Here is a 23894-nt window from a genome sequence, read left to right as displayed (position 1 = left end):
ATTATACTTAGTTTGTCATTCCGGAGGAATCTCAACAACGCTATTAAAGCTAAGTATAGATTCCTCCGGAATGACAAAATGGGAGGTTACTTTTAATTTATTAAAAATAAACACGAAAATCTGTGCAAATCTGTGTAATCCGTGGGAAATAAAAAATGAAAAACCTAATTAAAATACCATTCCTCCTCATCTCATTATCCTGTATTTTATCTTGCAAAGTACAGCATCTTTCCATGCCCGAATACGGTAAAAGCGAAACAGAAAACCCTATTAAGATTAAAAAAGTAAACAACTTCCGAACCGTAGGGAATATTAAAAACTCTGAAGGAAAAACATTAAAAGAAGGAAAATTTTACCGAAGCGGAAATCTTTATCAACTTAAAAACAGTTCGTTTAATGAACTTGAAAAATTAGGAATTAAAGAAATTATCGATCTCAGAAATGCAAAAGAGATTGGTGACAAACCCGATCATCTTCCCGAAAATATGAGTTATAAAAAATATTCTGCTTTTGAAGATCAGGGTGATCAATTATCTCAAGCGAAAAAATTAGTTTTAAAAGGGAAAGTAAATGCTTCAGATGCAGACAAAAGAATGCTTGATTTTTACAGAGAATATGTCACAGAAAATCCTGAAATAATCAAAAAAATTATTACTGAAATTTTAGAATCTGACCGACCTATTTTATATCACTGTACCGCAGGAAAAGATCGTACAGGGATTATTACTGCTTTAATTTTGAGTGTTTTAAAGTTTGATAAAGAAACCATTTACAATGATTATCTGCTGTCTAATAATTACAGAAAAAATTTAGTTCAAAAAAGATTAAACCTTGCGAATAATTTACATTTCATTTATCCAAAAATGGATCTGAAAGTATTGGAAAAATTAAGCTGGATTGAAAGCGATTATTTAGATGCTGCTTTTGATGAAATTAATAAGAAATACGGTTCAATAGATATTTATATTCAACAGGTATTGGGGATTTCTGAAAATAAAAGACAACAATATCTTCAAAAGTTTACATATTGATAATTTCGCTGAATTTTTTGCTGTAATACTAATAGAAATTTATAATAATTTTAACACCCAAAAATCAAACTTTTTTAGCAATTTTGCATTCTTAATTCACTTGTTAAAAAATGAAAATAAAATACTCGGAACTTATTGATCAGACATTGTATTTTCCTACGGAAGAATTTAATGTTTCTGAGAACAATTTGTTGTTTCACGATATTCCTTTGATGGAAGTTGTTGAAAAGTTTGGAACTCCTTTAAAGGTAAGTTACCTCCCGAAGATTTCTCAAAATATTCAGAAAGCAAAAAGCTGGTTCAAAGAAGCGTTTGAGAAAACCGACTATAAGAAAAACTACAGATATTGCTACTGTACAAAATCCAGTCATTTTAAGTTTGTAATTGAAGAGGCACTAAGAAATGATATTTCTATAGAAACTTCTTCTGCGTACGACATGGATATCGTAAAATCTCTTTACAAGGAAGGGAAAGTAACAAAAGATATCGAAGTGATCTGTAACGGGTTCAAAACTGATGATTATCTGGCGAAAATTTCAGACATGATCAACAGTGGTTTTGAAAATATCACGCCGATTTTAGATAATTACCGTGAGCTGGATAAGCTTACAGAAAGCATCGACACAACTTTCGATATCGGAATCAGAATTGCTTCTGAGGAAGAACCGAAGTTCGAATTTTATACCTCAAGATTAGGAATCGGATATAAAGATATTATTCCGTATTACAGCCAAAAAATCGCTGAACACCCAAATGCAAGATTGAAAATGCTTCATTTCTTCATTAATACAGGGATCAAAGACACAGCGTATTATTGGAATGAATTGTATAAATGTCTTCGCGTATATGCACGTTTGAAAAAAATTGCTCCGGAAGTAAATTCATTGAATATCGGAGGAGGTTTCCCAATTAAAACTTCTTTGCAGTTTGATTACGATTATCAATATATGGTTGAAGAAATCGTTTCTCAGATTAAGAAATTCTGTGAAGAAGAAGGAGTAGAAGAACCAAATATCTATACAGAATTCGGAAGTTTTACGGTTGGAGAAAGTGGAGCGAATATTTATAAAATTATTTCTCAAAAACGTCAGAATGACAGAGAAAAATGGAATATGATCGATTCATCTTTCATGACAACACTTCCTGATACTTGGGCGATTTCAAGACACTTTATCATGCTTCCGTTAAATCGTTGGGATGATACGTATGAAAGAGTTTTCTTAGGTGGGTTAACTTGTGACTCGGATGATTATTATAATTCTGAACAGCATACGAATGCTATTTATCTGCCTGTTTTCAGCGATACTAAGCCTTTATACATTGGTTTCTTCCATACAGGAGCTTATCAGGAAACAATTGGTGGTTACGGCGGTGTTCACCACTGTTTGATGCCTCAACCGAGACATATTTTGATTCAGAAAGATGAAAATGGAGAACTTCAATACGAGATTTTCCGTGAAAGACAGGAACCGGAAGATGTTTTGAAACTTTTAGGATATTAATAAAACTGTCGAAGTAAAGCAATCTCTCATCAATAGGAACGGGTTTTAACCTGTTTATAAATGAAAGATAATCAATTGGCTTTTGCCAAAACGTATAAAAAACAAACCTCTCAAATTTGAGAGGTTTTTCAGTTAAAAATATTTTGATATTTTATCAAGTTCCAAATCAACATAATCTGCAACTACAATATTTGCCAAAGTATAATCCTGATTTTTAGAATGTGGACTTCTATACGCTGCACAGAAAATATTTGCCCTGTGAGAAGCTAAAATTCCATTCGTTGAATCTTCAATAACCATACAGTTTTCAATTGGTTGGTTTGCTAATTCTGCTGCCAAAAGAAAAACTTCTGGATGGGGTTTCGATTCTTTTAGATCGGCACCGCTTATTTTTCCACTGAAATATTTATCTAATTCGAATTTTTCAAAAACCATATTGATGGTGTTCATCGTTGCAGACGAAGCCAGAATTAAGGTAATCCCGTTTTCATAATAATGTTCGATCAATTGTTTTACTCCAGGGATCAGATCAAATTCCTCATCATTATAAAAATAACCTTTGAAATAATCCCTCTTCGTTTTTGCGATTTCTTCGTAAGTCTCCGTTAAATTAAATTGATTAATTAATGTCTCACAAACCCTTTTCGTAGACGCTCCCGTAAAAGAAGTGTATAAATCTTCTGAAACGTCAATTCCAAGGTCGCTAAATGTTTTGAAATAAGCTTTTCTGTGTAATGGTTCTGTATCTACAATCACTCCATCCATATCGAAAAGAACAGCTTTTAAAGGCATATTTGAATTTTTTACAAAGGTAATAATTTTTGGATGGAAGCTTGAAGAGGGAAGTAGGAAGTTTAAAAATGTCTTATAATTCTTAATAGCAAACAAAACTTCACGCTTCCATCTCCCATCTTCCAACTTCTTCGTATCTTTGCAACAATCATTTAATTTTTAAATAAGACATGAAAACATACGCAGGAATTCCTGAAGAAAACGCATCGTTAGAAAGTTCAAAAGTAGTATTGGTAACGGTTCCTTATGACGGAACTTCAACTTGGGGGAAAGGAGCTGACAAAGGTCCTGAATTGTTCCTAGATGCTTCTGAGAACATGGAGCTTTACGACATTGAAACAGGAACTGAACCTTATTTGGAAGGTGTTTATTTAGCTGGAGAAATTACAGAAAAATCTTCACCAGAAGCAATGACAGAAGCTGTTTATCAAAAAACGAAAGAGCTTTTACAGAATGACGGTAAATTATTCACCCTTTTCGGGGGAGAGCATTCTGTTTCTATCGGTTCAATCCGTGCGGTTGGTGAGAAATATGAAAATCTTACTATACTTCAGTTAGATGCTCACACAGATCTTCGTCCAGAATTCCATGGTTCTACTTCTAATCATGCTTGTGCAGTTTTTGAAGCGAATCAAAAGCATAATTTAGTGCAAGTGGGAATCCGTTCTATGGATGTTGAGGAAGTTGAATATTTACCTGAAGGAAGAGTATTCTTCGCTCATGAAATTGCCAACAATGAAAACTGGGTGAATGATGTATTAGAAAAAGTTTCCGGAAACGTTTATATCACAATCGATTTGGATGCTTTTGATCCTTCAATTGCTCCATCAACAGGAACTCCTGAACCAGGTGGTTTACAATGGTACCCGACATTAGAATTATTAAGAAAAGTTTTTGAAAAATGTAACGTTGTAGCTTTTGATATTGTAGAATTAATGGATTCTCCTATGGCAAAACCAAGTGCCTTCTTGGCAGCTAAGTTATATTACAAAATGCTTGCTTATTATCACATTAATCAAGACTAAAACTTCGCAAGAATCGGATTTTTTCAGCCAGAAATTCTTTGGAAATTTGTGAGGTAAAACAAAATGGTATGTCCACACAAAATCAAATAGATTATAACCGAATTGCGAAAGCGATAGAGTATATTCAAAGCAATTTTAAGCTTCAGCCGAGTTTGGATGAAGTGGCAGAAAAGATTAATCTGAGTCCGGCTCATTTCCAGAAAATATTTACGGATTGGGCAGGGACAAGTCCTAAGAAATTTTTACAGTTCATCAGTCTTGAACATGCTAAAAATTTGTTGAAGGAAGAAAAAGCGAGCTTATTTGATACCGCTTATGAGACAGGGTTTTCAAGCACAAGCAGATTACACGATCTGTTTGTAAAAGTAGAAGGAATGTCTCCGGCAGAATATAAAAACGGCGGAAAAAGCCTCAACATCAATTACAGTTTTTCCGAAACTCCTTTTGGAAAAGTAATCACAGCTTCCACAGAAAAAGGAATCTGCTACATGGCTTTTGAAAACAATAAAGAAACAGCATTGGGAGATTTACAACTTAAATTTCCTAATGCTTCTTTTTTTGAAAAACAGGACGAATTTCAGAAAAATGCATTGTCTATTTTTAATCAAGACTGGACGAAACTCAACACCATCAAGCTACATTTAAAAGGCACAGATTTTCAATTGAAAGTCTGGGAAAGTTTGTTGACAATCCCAATGGGAAAATTATCAACGTACGGAAATTTAGCCGGAAAAATAGGAAATCCAAATGCATCACGAGCAGTCGGAACAGCAATTGGAAGTAATCCTGTAGCGTTTTTGATTCCTTGTCACCGGGTGATTCAGTCTTCGGGAAATATTGGAGGTTATATGTGGGGGAGTGAAAGAAAGCAGTTGATTATTGGCTGGGAAAGTTCTCGTGTCTATTCTGAGAATTCTATTTTACTTTAAATTTTTTCTCACACAGATTTTTATATCTTATTTTAGGTTTTGGCTAAAGCCAATTCATGTTTTGTGTATTTGAAAACGGACTAAAGTCCGTTCCTATTGATGCAAATGTTTGTGTTTATTTGTGAAAAAACATTTGTGTAATTTGTGTTTAAAATATAGTTTTAAAAGTTATTAAAATGATGAGTTTATTCGAAGATATATCAGATTATCCATTAAATATCCTTCCCAACGACGGAACCGTTAACTATTACGGAAAGGTTTTCTCCAAAGAAAAATCCGATTTTTATTATGATTATTTGTTCAATCAAATTCCATGGGAAAATGATGAAGCGGTGATTTTTGGAAAATTAATTTTAACCAAAAGAAAAGTAGGTTGGTTTGGAGAAAAACCATTCGAATATACCTATTCAAAACGAACAAAATTAGCAAAACACTGGACTCCGGAATTATTAGAATTAAAACAGAAATGCGAAGAAGTTTCAGGAGAAACATACAACTCTTGTTTGTTGAATTTATATCACGACGGTAGCGAAGGAATGGCGTACCACAGCGATGGAGAAAAAGATTTGAAAAAACACGGAGCAATTGCTTCTCTGACTTTCGGAGCAGAAAGAAAATTTTTATTTAAGCATAAAATAACCAAAGAAAAAGTAGAAATATTCTTAGAAAACGGAAGTTTACTGGTGATGAAAGGCACAACACAAGACCATTGGCTTCATCGACTTCCGCCGACTACAAAAGTAAAAACTCCGAGAGTAAATTTGACTTTTAGAACGATTGAGGACTGATTTTTTAACGCGAGAATTTACCACAAAGTTTGTCATTCCGTAGGAATCTATACTCGTTTTGTAGAGATCGAATTGTAAAAATCCTTATTTAGATTCCTACGTACTGACAAACTTTGTGGTTGAGTTTATACAAAAAAACGGCTGTTCAAATTCTGAACAGCCGTTTCAATTATTATAGTACTTCAACTTCAATCGCACTATCGTCAAAAATTTTGATAAACGCTTTCGTATAATCCTCATTCGTTGCAAAATTCGGATTATCCATAAATTTCTGTGGATTAATCGCAAATAATGGGAACCAAGTTGAACTGATTTGTATCTGAATTTTATGTCCTTTCTTAAAAGTATGAACAACATCTTGTAATCTAAAGTTCACAGCCGTTTTCTTATTTGGAACCAAAGCTTCTGCCTTTTCTCTAGAATTTCTGAATCTTGCAGGCATAATTTCACTTCTTACCATTTGATGATAATTTCCGTAAATCACGCCGTCTTTTTTCTCAGCTAGTTTAAAATCTTCAGGATAAACATCAATTAATTTCACTGCAAAATCTGCATCTGTAGAAGTGGAAGCAATATTTAATTTTGCCATAATTTCTCCCGCGAAAGTCATATCATCTGTTAAAACATCTGTTGTAAAGGTCAAAACATCAGGTCTTCCTTCTGCGAATCTTTGATCTTCGGACATATAATTTCTGGGCGTAAATCCATTAAAATCTTTCAGATTATCTGAACTTAAAACAGGGTTATTCGGATCACTATAATATTCTGAAGAGCCTTGTCCTGCAGATTTATTCAACGTTCCTTTTGATAAATAGAAATTCACTTTTTGTCCTTCTTTCGGAGGATAATTCGCAAATTCTCTCCATTTTTTGGCTCCTGTATCATACATCAGAGCTTCCGGAAGCCCGGCATCTTTTTTTGTATCTCCTTTTAAATAATGATTGAAAAACTTAGTTTCAACATTTTTCTGATAATAAGTGGCGATGCTGTCACCAAAGTAAATTTGATTGTGGAAGTGTTTTCCTTCTTCGCGTCCCCATCCGCCATGTGAGAAAGGTCCCATTACGATAGTATTTTTAGCTTTTGGACTTGTTTTTTCAATGGTTTTGTAAATATTTAAAGGTCCTGAAAGATCTTCAGCATCAAACCAACCACCAACGGTCATTACCGCATGATTTACGTTTTTAAGATGAGGTAAAAGACTTCTTTTTTGCCAAAATTCATCATAGTTGGGATGGTTCATTATTTCGGTCATGAAGAAATTGTCTTTGTAATATTTTTCGTAACCGTCTTTCAAGGTTCCCATTTCTCTGTAAAATTTTAAACCATCTTCAGACGTTGATTTGATCATTGAATCTGAATACCAAGCTTTGTTTTCAGCTTTAGTTTTCTGAACTCCAAACACAGGAAACGTTCTGAAATACCCCAACATAAATCTCCCATTATGAAGAAAATCATCATTCCAGAAATCTGAAATTGGAGCTTGTGGGGAAGATGCAACCAATGCCGGATGTTCAGCTAAAATCCCAACAGCAGTGTAAAATCCGGGATATGAAGTTCCAAATTGTCCAACTTTTCCGTTGTTGTCTTTAATATTTTTTATTAACCAATCGATCGTGTCGTAAGTATCTGTACTTTCGTCCACATCTTTTTTAGTTTTATGATCCACTTGCGGAGTCATATTGGTGAAAGTTCCTTCGCTCATATATCTTCCACGAACGTCCTGATACACAAAAATGTATTTGTCATTCATTAAATATTGATTCGGGCCAATCTTGGTTTTATATTCATTTTCACCGTACGGAGCAATGCTGTAGCAGGTTCTCTGCATTAAAAAAGGATATTTTTTCTTATTTGAAATATCTTTTGGAATATAGACTGCGGTGAAAAGCTTCGTTCCATCACGCATCGGAATGTAAACTTCTTTCTTTGTGAAATTATCTTTTACAAATGAATCAGTCGGCTGTGTATTTTGTGAATTTCCAAAAATGAAAAAGAAAATAAATAAAATTGAAATAGGGATCTTCATGAATTAAATTTGTTGCTAATTTAAAAATAAAAAAGTTTTAACCGAACTTAAAAAAGAAATGGCTGGAAAAACTTCCAACCATTTACTATTAATGATCTATTTACCTGTCATTTTCTTTCCAGCAAATTTGTTGAGTTTCATACTTAATGAAAACATGATGTAACGTTTTAAAATCAAATCTTCGCGATCTTCAAAATAAGCATTTGCAATTGTTCTTTTCACGCTTTGATTTTGGTTTAAAACATCATACACTTTCACTTTTGCAGTAAGTTGTTTGTTGAAGAATGCGTATCCCAGACTTGTATTCCAAAAATAAAAGTCTTTTTTGAATCCGGGGGCTATATTTGAGTTTGTATTGTATTCAAAATCATTTCCGATAACAAGGTTGCTTTTAAAAATATAGTTCGTAAGTTCAAGTTTTAAGGCTTGATTGGCGGTTTCTACTTTATCAATACTGTAATTGGTGTAATTTGAGATGTTATAACCCAGTCTGTATGATGGTTTTATGGTAAGTTTATCTTTGATCTCATAAATAAGATTCAAACCGGGATTAATATTGTAGTTATTGCTTTTGAACTGCTGGCTGTTAATAAATCCGGTGCCGTAATTAAAATTCATGCTGAATCTTGGGTTGATGGTCAGCTTATTTTCTTTCCATTTAAAGGTTTTGGTGAAACCTCCTCCAAGGTTGAAATTTTTATTTCCACTCACATTGGAGTAGGTCACAAACTGTTTTCCTGACTGATCATAATAAGAATAATTAATGATGTCATTATTACTGTAAGTAAACCCAACATTCATGTAATAACTGATATTTTTCACCAGATTAGAATTGTTGAAATAAAGATAGGTTCTATTTGCCCAGGTGTTTTTCAGTTCTGGATTTCCCTGATAGACAATTAGCGGATTAGAAAAATCCTCGTAAGGGGTAAGTTGCTCTGCAGTCGGGATGGTGTAATCGGCAGAATTGTAGAGGCTTAATCTTTTGCTTTTTGAAAACTCATAATTAAGACCAACATTATAATTGGGGAGAATAAAGTTTTTGTGAAGGTCATATTGAGTTCCATTATAAATAGAATTTACTTTCATGTCTGAAATATCAACATTAAAAGACCCCCACATATTGACTTTACTTTTATTCAGTGCAAATGATAATTCAGGAGAGATTTGATTGACCTTTTGATTCATATTATTTGATAAAAGGATATTGTAATCTGAGTATTGGCCTGTATTATCATTAAAATCATTGACGTTTCTGATGTCACGGCTTAGTTTTGAGCTATAACTCATATTAAGAGTAACCGTTGCAGAATCAGAAATAGGTTCTGTATATCCTGCACTGAAACGATAATCATTGCTTTGGTTTTTATTTTTGGCAAGTTGATTTCTGATATCATTTGGCTCAGTACTTTCATAGAAGAGTGTTTGTGATATATTCAGATTATCATTTTTTGATTCAGAAATATTAGTATCTATATTCGCATAAACAACTCTTCCTTCTTTTTTGAATTTTTTTGAAAAATAAATGTTGGGGCTAAAAGTATTGTTCTCAGATTTTGTACTTGTATAGGAATCACTTTTATTAAGTAGAGTATTATCTTTTAACGTGTTTGATTTTAAATTATTAAAACTAAAACCTTCCGATCTGGAGAATGTTGGTGAAATATAAATGCTTGTAAGAGAATCCAGTTTTATCTTTGCTGCAGTATCGAAATTATATTGTTTAGCTTCATTTTCACCATTACTTTCTGAGTTGGTTGTTAATGTATAATCCGGAAGCAAGGTTGTTCTCGAAACTTTGGATCGTGTTTCAATATTGTTATTGGAGTGCATAAGGCTTAAGCTTTCTAAATCTGCATCTTTTCCAAATTTATCGCTATAATTTAGTCCTATCGTCGTGGATTTTTGGATACCTTTAGCGTTGCTGCGATCCATATAATAAGTAGTACTTCCTACGGTTCTTACACTTCCGCCCTGCATCAACCATGAGTTTCTTCCGTGACCCATGCTGTCAAAAACCTCATCATTGGAAAATCCTTGTGAGTTTATGTTATTTGAAGATGCTAGAATGCTGATTTTGGTGTCATTTTTAAAATAACTTAAAAGTCCGCTTCCTTCATATCGTTTGTCGGTTCCATATCCAAGCGTAAGTCTGGAGATCAATCCTTTATTTTTCTTTTCGTCAATATTAAAATTAATGGTGGCATTGTTTGATTTTGCTGTTTTTCCGGTCAGCTCTTCCTCTTTTGTCTTTGTTGTCGTAAACTGAATGTTTTTAATGATATCTGCAGGAAGGTTTTGAAGGGCAATTTTTCCGTCTTTATCAAAGAAAGGTTTCCCGTTGATCATGATTTGATCTACTTCTTTGCCATTCACAGTAATTTTTCCGTCATTATCGATTTCAACGCCGGGAATTTGTTTTAAAAGTTCTTCGATTTTACTGTCCGGGCGAACTTTAATCGCTGAAGCACTAAATTCTATCGTGTCTTTTTTGATTTTTACTGGAGATACGGTAATTTTCACCTCATCAATATTAGTGATTGAATTTTTATCGAGTTCAATGTCTCCTAAAGACAAAGATTTGTCGAGTTTTTCAATATTTTTAGTATAAGAAATTAATTTTTCGGCATCAATTTTTAATATTGAAGGTTCATTGAGTTCATCAGTTTTTAATGAAAATTTACCTTCCTTATTTGTTGCTGTGTAATTTACAATTGAAGAATCTTTTTGTTTAAGAAGATAAACAGTAGCATTTTCTATCGGTTTTTTTTCAAAATTTGAAACTTTTCCGTCGATGCTAAATTTTTGCGCTTTTACAATTACAATACTGAAAGCAAACATCAGTAAGAATAGAATTTTATTCATTCGTGTTTTTATTAAAGGCACAAAAATAAAAAAAAACATCCCTGTAATGGGATGTTTATACGTTAAATAGAGTTAAACTTATTTTTTAAGCTTTCAAATATCTTGAATAAGCATAACCTTCCTGTCCATCAGCATTTTTTACTTTCCACCAATCATCAGAAGTCTGCTCGATCAAAGTTACGTTAGAACCTTTTGCAGCTTTACCAACAACAGCAGCTTCCGTAGAAGGCTCTTGTCTGATGTTTAGGTTAGAATCTTCTGTTGCAACAGTAAGAGCCGCACCAGCAGCAAGACCAGAAACCTGTACATCGATGTTGATATCTGATGCAGAATAAGTAGAATCAATTGCTCCTAGAGCATTCCAAACAGCATCTTTTGCAGCTGTGTTTGTAGCGCTTCCTGAAACATAAAGGATTCCATCTTGTTCCTGAACTTGAAGACCTGAAATTCCTGCTGACTGAGCTGCAGAAACTACGCTTGAATATTTATCTTGTAATGTGCTCATTTCTAATTATTTTACTGTATAGTTATAATTTACTTTTCCAACTTTCAAAGCATCTACAGATTCTTTGATTTTTCTAGCCTGTAGAGAAGAAACATTTCCTGTAAGCGTTAATTCACCGTTTACAACTTCAACTTTTACAGATGGGAAATCTTTAACAGCGTCCTGAACTTTCTTCTGAGCTGCAGGATCTACCGCTGAAGTCGTTTCAACTGCAGGAGTAGCGGGCATTGGAGCTGCAATAGTAGACATATCCATTACTTCTTTTACACCTTTTACAGCTTTTAATTGAGCAATCATTGCATCTTTAGAAGCTTGATCTGCGAAAGTTCCGCTTAAGTGAGCAACACCCTCTTTTACTTCAACAGAAGCGTTCGGATTAGATGTTACGATTGTTGTAGCTTGAGTCTGAAGGTCTGCATCAGAAACTTTCTTTTTACAAGAAATAGCTCCGAAAGATACTGCCATAGCCAATGCAGCCATTGCGATAGTTTTTTTCATAGTTGTATATTTATTAATGTTGTTAATACAATCAAATGTAATAATAAAATTTATACCAAACAGATAAAAATTAAATAAATATTTCCAACTTTTTTTACAATATTTTATAAATCAGGCTATTAATTTTAATGTATTGTTAATTTAACATAAAATTATTACAGTCTTAATAAAAATCCTGTGCCAACTTAAAAACTATTATATTTGCGAAACTTGAACTATTTTATGAAAGGACAAAATAAACTTTTTATAGCAATTATCGTTGCGCTTATTATTGGTGTGGGTATTGGTGGATTTGTGCATTTGCAATATCCGGAAAGCGCAGAACCTTTTTCTAAAAACATAAAACTTCTTGGGACAGTTTTCATCAGATTGGTACAGATGATCATTGCTCCGTTGGTTTTCACAACATTGGTAGTCGGAATTGCAAAAATGAGCGACATCAAAATGATCGGAAGAGTAGGAACAAAAGCGATGTTGTGGTTTATTTCGGCATCCCTGATCTCTCTTTTTATTGGTTTGATATTGGTAAATTGGCTGGAACCGGGACATGTAACCAAACTTCCAATTCAGGATGCGGCATCTGCCGAAGAATTATTGAAAAGCAGTAAAGGTTTTTCAATGGAAGATTTTGTAAAACACGTAATTCCTAAAAGTATATTTGAAGCTTTTGCAACAAACGAAGTATTACAAATTGTAGTATTCTCGATCATGTTCGGGGTTGCTTTAGCAAATATGGGCGAGGAATATTCTCAACCTGTTATTAAATTATTCGACATTGTAGCGCACGGAATCCTGAAAATGGTAGGCTACATCATGTGGTTTGCACCGCTTGGCGTTTTAGGAGCTATCGCAGCTGTCGTCGCAACCAATGGTTTCGAAATTTTTAAAGTGTACGCCATTTATTTAAGAGACTTTTTCTTTGCATTAGCAATTCTTTGGCTGGTTTTATTATTGGTTGGATATCTGATCTTAGGAAACCGTCTTTTTGAATTATTAAAAAGAATCAAAGCGCCTTTATTAATCGCTTTTTCAACAACGAGTTCGGAAGCTGTTTTCCCGAAATTGGTTGAAGAATTAGAAAGATTCGGGTGTAATAATAGAGTAGTATCATTCATTTTACCTTTAGGATATTCTTTCAATCTGGATGGAAGTATGATGTACATGACATTTGCATCAATTTTCATTGCTCAGATTTACGGAATTGAAATGACAATCGGACAACAAATTACTATGCTTTTAGTATTAATGTTGACTTCAAAAGGTATTGCAGGGGTTCCGAGAGCTTCATTAGTAATTATCGTAGCAACCTGCTCAATGTTTGGAATTCCGCCGGAAGGAATTGCTTTAATCTTGCCAATCGACCATTTCTGTGATATGGGAAGAAGTATGACCAACGTATTAGGAAATGCTTTGGCAACATCTGCGGTTTCAAAATGGGAAGGGCAGTTGGAAAATCACGGTGGTGATATGTAAAACATCAATTTTGCTTACGCAAAGTGAATGGTCAATAGTGAATTTTTTAAAGATTCATTATTGACCATTTATTTTTTATTTGAAGCTATTCCCGCTTTCCATTACAATCTTTTTTTTCAAAAAAGGATTTTCATTTCAATCGGGGCTAGGGTAGTTGTCCTTCTTTCAAAATTTGTCATTGCGAACCGAAGGTGAAGCAATCTCATAATCAATTCAACAATCGGTTTGTCATCCTGGAAGGATCTCTACAGCAATTTTAATATTGGCATTTAGATTCCTCCGGAATGACAAATTTTAGGGCAAATTTCTGTAATTTTCCAACCTTTGCTGAGTGAAACGCCTTTGCGAACGAAAAATATTCTCAATAATTTTAAAGAAAATCTTTGCGATCTTTGCATTTTAAATAGATTCAATAAAAAATCAAATTTATTAAATGAATTTACAAAATCATAAAAATTTAATTACGGAAAATGGTTTCACGGTAATCAACAATATTTTTTCTGATGAAGAAATTAATAAGATAATTCACGTTCTCGAAAATATAGATACCTCAAAAGAAACCTTCAGAAAATCGGAGGATCTTTTTGCCATAAGACAGTTTTTAAAAGAAATTCCTGATGCTAAAGACTTGATTTTTAATGAAAATATTAAAACAATCATCAAAGAAATTTTCGGTGAAAAATATTTTACTGTAAAAAGTATTTATTTTGATAAACCTGAAAAATCCAATTGGTATGTTGCTTATCATCAGGATCTGACAATTTCTGTGGATAAAAAAGTTAATCTTCCAAATTTCGGACCTTGGACGACTAAACAGAATCAGTTTGCAGTTCAGCCACCTCTGGATATTCTTGAAAATGTTTACACGATCAGAATTCATTTAGATGATACGGATGAAAATAATGGAGCTTTAAAAGTGGTTCCAAAATCTCACGCAAAAGGAATTTACAGACCGGAAACGATAGATTGGAGTATTGAAACCGAAGAAATCTGTGATGTAGAAAAAGGCGGAGTTATGATCATGAAACCTCTAATCCTTCATGGTTCAAATAGAACAACAAATGGTAAGAAAAGGAGAGTTATTCATATCGAATTCTCGGATAAAGAACTTCCTGAAGAATTGAATTGGTCTGAGAGAATGAATTAAATTTTAGCGTAAAGTTTGTCATTCTGAATGCAGCGCAGCGAAATGAAGAATCTTTTTCATTACTATTAAAGATCCTTCGACTTCGCTCAGGATGACATCGCTAATACTAACTGTTTTAAATCCGTATGGATTATTACAAAATAAAAAAACAAAACCTCTTTCAAGCTGAAAGAGGTTTATTATTTAGAATAAAATTTAATAATTATTTCACAGAAATCTCATCAATAAAGATGTAAGCCTGCCCGCCAGCGCCCTGATGCCACTCAGGAAGAATTCCGAAATGATAAGCTTTTACTTTTATATAACGAGCTTCGGTTGGAAGAATATCTGTTCCGAAATCTTTGGTCTGGATTGTTTCATCTTTCGGATCAACCGTATTATCAACCGTTTTTAGAAGAATAAAATCTCTTCCATTCATAGAAGCGTAATATTCTACTTTTTTAGGCATCAAGATCCATGCTTTGCTGTCCTGAAGGTAAGTTGAAGACAATTTTGTGATCTGTTGAGGTGATTTCATATCAATAATTGCTTCAAAAGTCTGACCTTGATAGCCCAGCCATTCGCCTTTTCTCCAATTTACATCACCATTGATTCCGTCAATTAATGATAATTTTCCGCTGGCTGTATATTGTGGAGTTGGTTTAGAATTCACTGTGATGTCCCAATTATTCGGTCTTCTATTGAAATTGGCTGTTACAATTGAACTTTTCTCCCCATTTCTTTCAGCATAAGCAGAAACCTGAGTGGTTTTACTGATGGTAAACGGTTCTTTGTAAACTTTGAAAGTCTTTCTTACATTCGCATCACCTTCATCCATGGTCATGAAATACAATTTATCATTCGGGTTTAAAGCTGTAATCTCAATTTTAGTAGAAAAATCGAAAATTCTGTCAGCTTTGATGACTGGTGTAGCTGTTAATTCATCATACTTATAATCCTTGAATGATTTTGCATTCTCAAAACCTAATTTTTTAAGCTCAGCTCTGCCTGTATTTTTTGTGATTGTTCTTGTTGTTCCGTCTTCCAGATGAATTTTAACCTCATCAAAATAAGGTTTGGTAGTCTGCCATTCCGGCAATCCCGGCGTTACGGAATAAATACCCATTGTACTTAAGATATACCATGCACTCATCTGTCCGCAATCCTCGTTTCCAATTAAACCATCAGGCGTATTTTTGTAAAAATTATCAAGGATATATTTGATTTTTGCATCCGTTTTTTCCGGCTTATCAACATAATTGTATAAATAAGCAATGTGGTGACTCGGTTCGTTTCCTTGAGCGTATTGTCCCATCAACCCTGTGATATCAACCTGTTCTCTGCCTGTCGTTGTATTTGGAGCAGCAAAAATAGCATCAATAAATTGTTCAAATTTCTCCTTTCCACCATGAGCCGCAATTAATCCCGGAATATCTTGCTGAACAGAATAAGAATAATGCCACGAATTTCCTTCTGTATAATTATTATTAACTTCTCTTGGTTCAAATGGCTCGTTCCAATTTCCATTTTTTCTAGGCTGCATAAATCCGTTCTTTGGATTGTAAAGGTTTTTCCAGTTCTGAGAACGCTTCATGAAATATTGATAATCTTCTTTTTTGCCTAAAATTTTAGCCATTTGGGCGATACACCAGTCATCGTAAGCATATTCTACCGTTTTAGAAACACTTTCATGTTCGTCATCAATAGCGATATAATTATTTTGTTTGTATGCATTTAAACCAAAAATATCCAACATTGCAGAATTTTTAGAAGCCTGAAATGCTTTTTCATAATCAAAACCTGTAATTCCTTTTGCCATGGCATCTGCAATCACAGAAACCGAGTGGTAACCGATCATACACTCCGTTTCGTTGGAAGCCAGTTCCCAAACCGGAAGTTTTCCGCCCTGTTCGTATTGTTTGATGAAAGTATTGATGAAATCTGCCGTTCTTTTTCTGTCAATTAAAGACATCAAAGGATGTGCTCCTCTGAAAGTATCCCAAAGCGAGAAAACGGAGTAATAATTAAAGTCTTTTGCCGTGTAGAACTTGTTGTCACGACCTCTGTATTTTCCGTCAACATCCATATTAATGTTCGGTTGCGTGAAAACGTGATACATTGCTGTGTAGAAAACCGCCAGTTTATCTTTATCGGAAGATTTAACTTCAATTTTTGATAATTCTTTGTCCCAATCGGCAATAGCTTGTTTTTTGATGGTTTCAAAATCATTAGACTTACCTTCAGCTAACATGTTTTTTCCTGCACCTTCATAACCTGTTGGTGAAATTGCTACTTTTACAAGAATTTTCTCACCTTTTTTAACTTTATTGGAAAAAGCGATTTTTACTTGAGTTCCATGATAAAAGTTGCTGGGCTGTATAGTACCTCTTGGCAGAGAATCATGTGCCTCAAGTACTTTTGTTTCGAACATAGGTTTTGAGAATTCAATTCTTGCGTAAATGTATTGGTTGGTTGCCCAAGCTTCACTTCTTCGGAAAACTTCGATTGTTTTATCATCAATTATTTTAACCTCGCCTTCAAGCAATTTATCTCTGTGGTTGAGGTCTAAAATAATGTTTGCATTTCCTGCACTGTTGAAAGTATATTCGTGATAACCGACTCTTTTTGTTGTTGTCAGTCGAACATCGATGTTGTTTTTATCTAATTTAACGGAATAAAATCCTGCCGAAGCTTTTTCGTTTTTATGCGAAAATTTTGAAGAATATTCCTTGTTATCCAAACTTGGATTTCCCATTGTAGGCATCAGCATAATGTCTCCGTAATCAGAAACACCGGTTCCATTAAGATGCGTGTGAGAAAAACCATAGATCACAGAGTCTGAATAATGATATCCACTGCAACCGTCCCAACTTCCGTCCACTCTTGTATCGGGTGAAAGCTGTACCATTCCGAATGGAACAATAGCACCCGGAAATGTGTGTCCGTGACCGCCGGTTCCAATAAAAGGATTTACATATTGCGAATAATTTTGCGAAAATAGATTATGAGCAATAATTACTGAAAGAACAATTAATATTTTTTTCATCATGTAAAAATTAAAATCGCCCTAAATTACCACAAAATTTGATTGCACAAAAGAAAATATCTATCATTGCGTTTACTTATTCTAAATAGCTAAAATTTCCGTAAATTTGTGAATAATTTATAGCAATATATTATGTTGACGAAAGAAAAGGTTCAGGATTTCCTTAAAGAGATAGAAGTAGATGACTTAGTGACTAATTTTCAGGTAATGGGTAATGATGTCTATATCGACATGACGGCTCATTCTCCTGCGATGCACGAAAAAAAGAAGCTTGAAGCAGCAATGAAGCAAGCTTTTGCAAGTGAATTTGGAGAAGAGATTAATTTAAAACTTAAAATAGTTTCTCCGGAGCCTAGCGAAATTCAGCAAAGTCAGATCAAAGGAAAACAAATTCCTGGAATTCAAAATATTATTGCCATTGCTTCCGGAAAAGGAGGTGTTGGTAAGTCTACAGTTGCTGCAAACCTTGCAGTTACGTTGGCAAAAATGGGTTTTAAAGTAGGTTTATTGGATGCAGACATTTACGGTCCATCTGTTCCTACAATGTTTGATACAGAAGGTCAAAAGCCGGTTTCTGTAGATGTAAACGGGAAAAGCTTAATGAAACCTATCGAAAATTATGGTGTGAAAATGCTTTCAATAGGATATTTCTCAGGAGCAAATCAGGCGGTAGTATGGAGAGGCCCAATGGCTTCAAAAGCATTAAACCAAATGATCAGAGATGCAGCTTGGGGAGAATTAGACTTTTTATTGATTGATCTTCCTCCGGGAACGGGTGATATTCACTTATCAATCATTCAGGAGGTTCCTGTAACGGGTGCGGTGATTGTAAGTACACCTCAGCACGTGGCTTTGGCTGACGTTAGAAAAGGAATTGCGATGTTTAATATGGAAAGTATTAATATTCCGGTTCTTGGATTAGTCGAAAATATGGCGTATTTTACGCCGGAAGAATTGCCTGACAATAAATATTATATCTTTGGAAACCAGGGTGCACAATATTTGGCTGATGATCTAGGAATTCCTGTATTAGGCGAGATTCCTTTGATTCAAAGCATCAGAGAAGCGGGAGATGTCGGAAGACCGGCAGCTTTACAGGAAAACTCTAAAATTGCAGAGATCTATACAGAAACTGCCCGTAAAATGATTGAAAGCTTGGTAGAAAGAAATAAACATCTTCCTCCAACAGAAGCGGTAAAGATCACAACAATGGCAGGATGCTCGCCAAAAGCAAAAAAATAATTATTTTCAATACCTTTGAAAAACCGAATTGAACTGAAGAAAAAAATATGGAAACAAATATAACACACGAAGATACTGTAACAAGAGTAATGGAGGCTTTAGATAGTATTCGTCCGTTTTTGAATAAAGATGGCGGAGATATTGAGCTTATTGATGTGAAAGATAGCTCGGTTTATGTAAAACTTTTAGGAAATTGTTCCGGATGTTCTCTAAACTTTTCTACCCTTAAATTAGGTGTCGAAACTACCATTAAACAACATGCTCCGGAAATTCAGAAAGTAATTAACGTAGAGTAAAAAATAAAATTGAGATATTTTTAAAGACAGGTTTTTTAGGCCTGTCTTTTTTATTTACACTAAATTATACATAATCAATTATTTAAAATTAGTATTTACTGTAATACTTCTATACAGTTTTTTAAGATCTTCAAGCCAATCTTCATTAATATCTTATTTCTGCAACTATTATGAATCAATTAATTGAAAACATCTCAAAATCATTTCTTCATTCACAAATTGTCTGAGTAACATAATCTGATTCCAATAATTGGTTTGAGTCTTTGCTTTATGGGCTTTTTCGATTAAGCTCTCAAAATCTGTTTTCATTTTAAATATCAAAACCTAAAACTAATCAATTTCCCAGCAACAAAAAAGCTCCGGAAAACAATTCCGAAGCCTTTTGCAATCAACTAAATAATATATGTTATTTTACAATAACTCTTTTTACTTGTCCTTCAGAAGTTTTTACCAAGTAAACTCCTGTAGAAAGTTTGGAAGTATCAATTGTTAAAGCATTTTTCTCTTTTCCGATTAATTTTCCGGACATATCGTACAATTCGTAGCCTTGAGCTCTGTTGAAATATAAGGTATTTCCTTTTGCTACAGGGTTCGGGAATATATTAAAGGTAGATTTTTCAGTTTTTATTTCTCCTGTTCCTAACGTTGCAGAATTTGCGACTTCATACATCGACAAAGTTCCGCTGATCTCATTGGCAATAATCACATAGCCTTTTCCTGTTGTTGTATTTTGAGGAGCGATGTAGGTGATTCCTTCCGGGCCATTGTCGCCTCCGTAAGCCGAAGTAGAACGAGAATGTTTATAATCTGTAAACGTAGGATTATTAGGATCTGTAATATTGTAAACCATTACGCCACCTGTTCTTTCCAGAGTAATGAATGCGTAAGTATGACCGTTGATTGTTCCTAACGCTACACCTTCCGGTTCAGGGCCTTTTGCACGGCTTCTGTTTTTTGCACCGTTTGCTTCGTTATCAGCATTAAAAATTAATGGATAATTAGCTGCAATATATCTTTCAAATCTGTCACCGCTGTCATAAACGATCTGTTTTGTATCTGCATTGAAAATAGAGAATGATCTTGCTCCCAACGCAGAAATCTCTTCAAATTCTGCATCTCCGTCTGTATTTCCTGTCGCATTTGAAACTCTGAATCTTCCTAAATTATGAGATGCTTTTAGAATATCTGCATTTGGGAAAATGGTTGGATCTAAAGTATAAGCATTAGCTCCAACAGTCGTTCTTTCACTGAAACCGGAAAGGTCTTTTTCGTCACCTTCGTTGGCGGTTACGATATAATTGGTGTTTCCTATTTTAAAGTTTTGAACAGCATCAGGAGTGTAATAGGTTTTCACCGGCCAGTTGGCGATCAAAATTTCGCCGTTATTATCAGAAGCATCAAAACCGTTTCCAGGAAGGCTCATATCTTTTTTGCCTAATCCCCAAATACTTGTGATGGTTTTTGTGGCTAAATTAACTTCTGCAACAGCATTGTTTTCCTGAAGCGTAACCCAAGCTTTCTGACTGTCGGAACTTACCGTAACATATTCAGGTTCCAAGTCTTGAGAAAGCGTATTGCTCGTTCTTACTTTTCTTAATCCTGTCGCAGTTAAAGCCGAAAGTTGAGAATCAAAAGCATTAAAATTTAGTGTTGAAACATTAGTTTGAGTAAGATTTCCAACACCTCCGGAAATATCAATGATACTGATTGTTCCTTCAGGATCTACGGTGTAAGCATCATTTGGTTCACCTTCATTAGCTGTAATAACTTTGGTTCCGTCCGGAGTGAAAGTGATCATGTCCGGTAAAGCTCCAACCGTAACCTGTTTCATAAAGTTTCCATTAATATCAAAGAAAACAACAGAACCGTTAAGTTGCGGGTTGGCATTAGGTGAAGAAACTGCAATAATTCCGTTTTTTACGGCGATGCTGGTAATTCCTCCGTAAGAGGCCATATTCACGGTTTTAGTAACAACCGGAGTAGTAGGATTGCTGAAATCAATAATATCAAAAACATCAGTCAGAGAACTGATTGTGAATAATTTTTGAGATGTAGGATCGTGAACGACAATTTCCGTAGAACTTGTGCTGTTTCCTGAAGGATCAAAACTTCCAATATAATTTAATTGAATTTGTTGAGAAGGAACCGGAGCCTGCTTGTCATTATCAACAATATAAACTGTAGCATTATTATCTCCTAAAATGGTTGCGCCAACTGGATTTTCAAGGCTTACAACGAAATACTCAGCACTTTGTTCTTCCAATGTATCATCAGTGATAGGAATATTTACGGTATAACTTGTTGTTGACGGAGTAATATTAATCGTTTGATTCGTTAAAGTAAAATCATTACTGTCTGCCGTACTGAAAGGTGCAGGTTTAACAACCAAATTCACTGTTGAGGTAGATGGATTGTTAATATTAATCTTAAATGCTAAACTTCCCGCATTTTCATTGACTTTAATAAAGTTTTTATCTAAAGAAATCGAAGTTCCTGCTGTTGTGAAAATTGTAGCCGTAGTTGTCGTAACTGCGTTATCGCTGGTATCTTCTACCATATTCGGTTTTAAAGCCAAATAATAAGTCTGATTGGGAACTAAACCTGCAGTCGGGATTACTGTGATTTTGTTGTTGTTGAAAGTAGTTGTAAAGGGAACTTGTGTGCCTGTAGAACTTCCAAGACGGAAATCTACAAGAGTTTGTGCATTAGAATCGTTGATCGCGGAATTGTCTGTTAATCTTACATTTTCATTAAAAGAAATCGTAGGATTTACAGTCGTGGAAGCATTATTTGTGCTGTTTGTCGGAAGATAAGCTACCGTGGGTGGAGTAGTGTCTGCACCGCCTGTTGCAGCAGCGTCTACGGTAAAGTTATCAAAACGGTTGTTTCCAACGTTTCCTCCTGTACCCGTTGAGAATTCAACTTTTAATTTGAAATTCGGATTGTTCGCAACGCCTGAAATTGCAGAAAAATCGAAAGTAATTAATTGCGGATTAGCATCCAGAGGAGAAACTGTCTGATAAGGAATGAACGTTGTTCCGTTTGTTGAATAAGACCAAGTCTGTGTTCCTGCTCCCGAACCGGATCTTCTTGTCGTGAATTTGACTACGACATTGTTATATCCGGTAGTTGGCAGGTTGAATTGTAAGTTTCCGTTAATTGGGAAATTATATCTTAAATGCGTTCCGGGAACGTCACCATTTCTGGCATTTAGATTCTCTGTATTGAAGTTTTGTCCGGTTCCTCCCGCGAAATCGACTTCTGTTGTTCCACTTGTTACTGCGGTAAGAGAACCGTTTACCAATGTGGAAGTCGGAGCGGTAATCGCGTTTGCTGAAGCATTGTTATTAAAATTCCAGTAGTGAATAAGTGTCTGCCCGAAAAGTCCGCCCTGAAGAAAGAATGCGGCAATTGCAGACCCTTTTAAAAGGTAATTGTTAACCATTTTTACTTAATTAGATTTATGCAAAAATGAACTTTCTAGTCTGTAATGGTTTTAATAGAATCTTAAGAAATGATTAATAATTCGTAATAAAAATTAAATAAAAATTTAAAAAGATTAAGGATGTGATTAATAATGGTGGAAACTAAGTTTGGAGTTTATTTCGCAATTTTTTCGGTATGATCTACCTTTTTTATAGATGATACGTTTTCTAAAGAATGCTTTTGCGTATACAAAAATCCTGAAATTGCCGTAATGATCAGTAGTATGAAAATAACTAAAATGATCCTTTTTATCATTGCTCTCATTTTGCTAAGTTTTTAATGTTCTGAATTTCTAAAACTGATGTAGAATATCCTTTTTGCACAGCATTGATCATCGCTCTGCCGACTTCATGTAAGGTTAACGATTTTGAAGGTAAAAGAATAGGGAAGAGCCATATCACAGGTTTGAAAAACCATTTTACATTTACTTGTCCGTCAACAGGTTTCATAAATCCGGGACGGAAATTATAGACATCTTTGAAACCCAATTTTTTCAAATCGTTTTCTGTTTTTCCTTTTACTCTTGCCCACATGAGCTTTCCGCTTTCTGTTTTGTCGGTATGAGCTCCTGAAACGTAGTTGAAAACCATTTCCGGATTTAGTTTTAAAAGCACTTTGGCAAAATGTAAGGTTGTGTCGTATGTAATCTTGGTGTAATCTTCTTCATTCATTCCCACACTGCTGATTCCGGCGCAGAAAAAACAGGCATCGTAACCTTTTAAATTTTCATCATTTACATCAATGGCAAGAAAATTTGGAACTAAATACTCTTTTAGTTTCGCGTGTGTTTTTCCAGATGGTTTTCTGCTTACACTTAGGATCTCGGAAATATTGTAGTTTTCAAGACATTCCAGTAAAACGCCTTCGCCTACCATTCCTGTAGCACCTGTAAGAATTATTTTGATTGAGCTCATTTTTTATGTTATAAAATAATGACGTTTCCGGATTTGTTTTTACTTTAAGGAAATTACAAAAAATATGTTATTGTTGAAATTTTTTTTATTGTGGTGGCTTCGAGAGTTTCGATCATCAATGGAGAATATTTCTAATGACGACTAAAACCTTAGCCCCGATCGCAGCATTTGTTTGAGCTCATTTATTAGGTTTCGGCGCGGCGGCAAAGCCGCCGCGCCGAAACCTAATAAATAGCGAGTGCGGAGAGCGGGAAATAGCTTCTAAAAATATAAATAATGAGTAATTGGTAATGAATAATAATAACTTTCACATCTTTATAAAAAAAACCAGCCAAAAAATGACTGGT

Annotated in this window: 18 protein-coding genes; 9 read left to right on the top strand and 9 right to left on the bottom strand. The window is 34.5% G+C overall.

Annotation, left to right across the window (positions count from 1 at the left end; translation table 11 throughout):
* Positions 1–155: 155 nt before the first annotated feature.
* Both EG348_RS01765 and EG348_RS01760 read left to right on the top strand, forming a co-directional pair.
* Positions 156–1031 (top strand): tyrosine-protein phosphatase, encoded by an 876-nt coding sequence (locus EG348_RS01765; RefSeq protein WP_123980135.1) that lies wholly within the window; start codon positions 156–158, stop codon positions 1029–1031.
* A gap of 110 nt (positions 1032–1141) precedes the next feature.
* Positions 1142–2533 (top strand): arginine decarboxylase, encoded by a 1392-nt coding sequence (locus EG348_RS01760; protein ID WP_123980133.1) that lies wholly within the window; start codon positions 1142–1144, stop codon positions 2531–2533.
* A 132-nt stretch (positions 2534–2665) separates the two neighbouring features.
* Here EG348_RS01760 and EG348_RS01755 read toward each other — a convergent pair whose 3' ends face one another.
* A complete protein-coding gene (locus EG348_RS01755; protein WP_123980131.1) occupies positions 2666–3325 on the bottom strand; it encodes an HAD family hydrolase in 660 nt (219 codons plus the stop codon).
* A gap of 170 nt (positions 3326–3495) precedes the next feature.
* Here EG348_RS01755 and speB point away from each other — a divergent pair, with 170 nt between their 5' ends.
* From speB to EG348_RS01740, 3 genes are all read left to right on the top strand, one after another.
* A complete protein-coding gene (gene speB, locus EG348_RS01750) occupies positions 3496–4350 on the top strand; it encodes an agmatinase (RefSeq protein WP_123980129.1) in 855 nt (284 codons plus the stop codon).
* Positions 4351–4418: 68 nt separating this feature from the next.
* A complete protein-coding gene (locus tag EG348_RS01745; RefSeq protein WP_123980127.1) occupies positions 4419–5279 on the top strand; it encodes a bifunctional helix-turn-helix domain-containing protein/methylated-DNA--[protein]-cysteine S-methyltransferase in 861 nt (286 codons plus the stop codon).
* Between the two features lie 179 nt (positions 5280–5458).
* Complete coding sequence (locus EG348_RS01740) at positions 5459–6067, top strand: alpha-ketoglutarate-dependent dioxygenase AlkB family protein (RefSeq protein WP_123984993.1); 609 nt, start codon at positions 5459–5461, stop codon at positions 6065–6067.
* A gap of 172 nt (positions 6068–6239) precedes the next feature.
* Here EG348_RS01740 and EG348_RS01735 read toward each other — a convergent pair whose 3' ends face one another.
* From EG348_RS01735 to EG348_RS01720, 4 genes are all read right to left on the bottom strand, one after another.
* On the bottom strand, positions 6240–8096 hold the full coding sequence (locus EG348_RS01735) for a CocE/NonD family hydrolase (RefSeq protein ID WP_123980125.1): 1857 nt from the start codon (positions 8094–8096) through the stop codon (positions 6240–6242).
* A 96-nt stretch (positions 8097–8192) separates the two neighbouring features.
* Positions 8193–10961: a TonB-dependent receptor gene (locus tag EG348_RS01730; protein ID WP_123980123.1), complete on the bottom strand. Its 2769-nt coding sequence runs from the start codon at positions 10959–10961 to the stop codon at positions 8193–8195.
* Between the two features lie 85 nt (positions 10962–11046).
* Positions 11047–11466, bottom strand: coding sequence for an SH3 domain-containing protein (locus EG348_RS01725; protein WP_123980121.1), 420 nt, complete (start codon positions 11464–11466; stop codon positions 11047–11049).
* A 6-nt stretch (positions 11467–11472) separates the two neighbouring features.
* A complete protein-coding gene (locus EG348_RS01720; protein ID WP_123980119.1) occupies positions 11473–11964 on the bottom strand; it encodes a BON domain-containing protein in 492 nt (163 codons plus the stop codon).
* 222 nt (positions 11965–12186) lie between these two features.
* Between EG348_RS01720 and EG348_RS01715 the strand changes: the two genes are divergently transcribed.
* On the top strand, positions 12187–13437 hold the full coding sequence (locus EG348_RS01715; protein WP_123980117.1) for a dicarboxylate/amino acid:cation symporter: 1251 nt from the start codon (positions 12187–12189) through the stop codon (positions 13435–13437).
* Positions 13438–13870: 433 nt separating this feature from the next.
* Positions 13871–14584 carry a phytanoyl-CoA dioxygenase family protein gene (locus tag EG348_RS01710; RefSeq protein ID WP_123980115.1) on the top strand — a complete coding sequence of 238 codons (714 nt, stop codon included), beginning with the start codon at positions 13871–13873 and terminating at the stop codon, positions 14582–14584.
* Positions 14585–14786: 202 nt separating this feature from the next.
* Here EG348_RS01710 and EG348_RS01705 read toward each other — a convergent pair whose 3' ends face one another.
* A complete protein-coding gene (locus EG348_RS01705) occupies positions 14787–17609 on the bottom strand; it encodes a GH92 family glycosyl hydrolase (RefSeq protein WP_123980113.1) in 2823 nt (940 codons plus the stop codon).
* Positions 17610–17741: 132 nt separating this feature from the next.
* On the opposite strand from EG348_RS01705, the gene EG348_RS01700 reads away from it, so the two are divergent.
* Positions 17742–18851: an Mrp/NBP35 family ATP-binding protein gene (locus EG348_RS01700; protein WP_123980111.1), complete on the top strand. Its 1110-nt coding sequence runs from the start codon at positions 17742–17744 to the stop codon at positions 18849–18851.
* Between the two features lie 47 nt (positions 18852–18898).
* Positions 18899–19147: a NifU family protein gene (locus EG348_RS01695; protein WP_123980109.1), complete on the top strand. Its 249-nt coding sequence runs from the start codon at positions 18899–18901 to the stop codon at positions 19145–19147.
* Between the two features lie 406 nt (positions 19148–19553).
* Here the strand turns inward: EG348_RS01695 and EG348_RS01690 are convergent, their stop codons facing one another.
* The 3 genes from EG348_RS01690 to EG348_RS01685 form a co-directional block, all read right to left on the bottom strand.
* Complete coding sequence (locus EG348_RS01690; RefSeq protein ID WP_123980107.1) at positions 19554–22592, bottom strand: choice-of-anchor I family protein; 3039 nt, start codon at positions 22590–22592, stop codon at positions 19554–19556.
* A gap of 155 nt (positions 22593–22747) precedes the next feature.
* Positions 22748–22897, bottom strand: coding sequence for a hypothetical protein (locus tag EG348_RS21600; protein WP_164463241.1), 150 nt, complete (start codon positions 22895–22897; stop codon positions 22748–22750).
* The gene (locus EG348_RS01685; protein WP_123980105.1) at positions 22894–23547 is read right to left on the bottom strand and encodes an NAD-dependent epimerase/dehydratase family protein; all 654 of its coding nucleotides are present in this window, start codon (positions 23545–23547) and stop codon (positions 22894–22896) included. The genes EG348_RS21600 and EG348_RS01685 overlap by 4 nt, the downstream gene beginning before the upstream one ends.
* Between the last annotated feature and the right edge of the window lie 347 nt (positions 23548–23894).

Origin of the sequence: Chryseobacterium sp. G0201 (assembly GCF_003815655.1) — a bacterium.
Lineage (GTDB): Bacteria > Bacteroidota > Bacteroidia > Flavobacteriales > Weeksellaceae > Chryseobacterium.
Note: the sequence above shows the minus strand (reverse complement) of the source record. Positions and strands in the feature narration are given on the sequence as shown.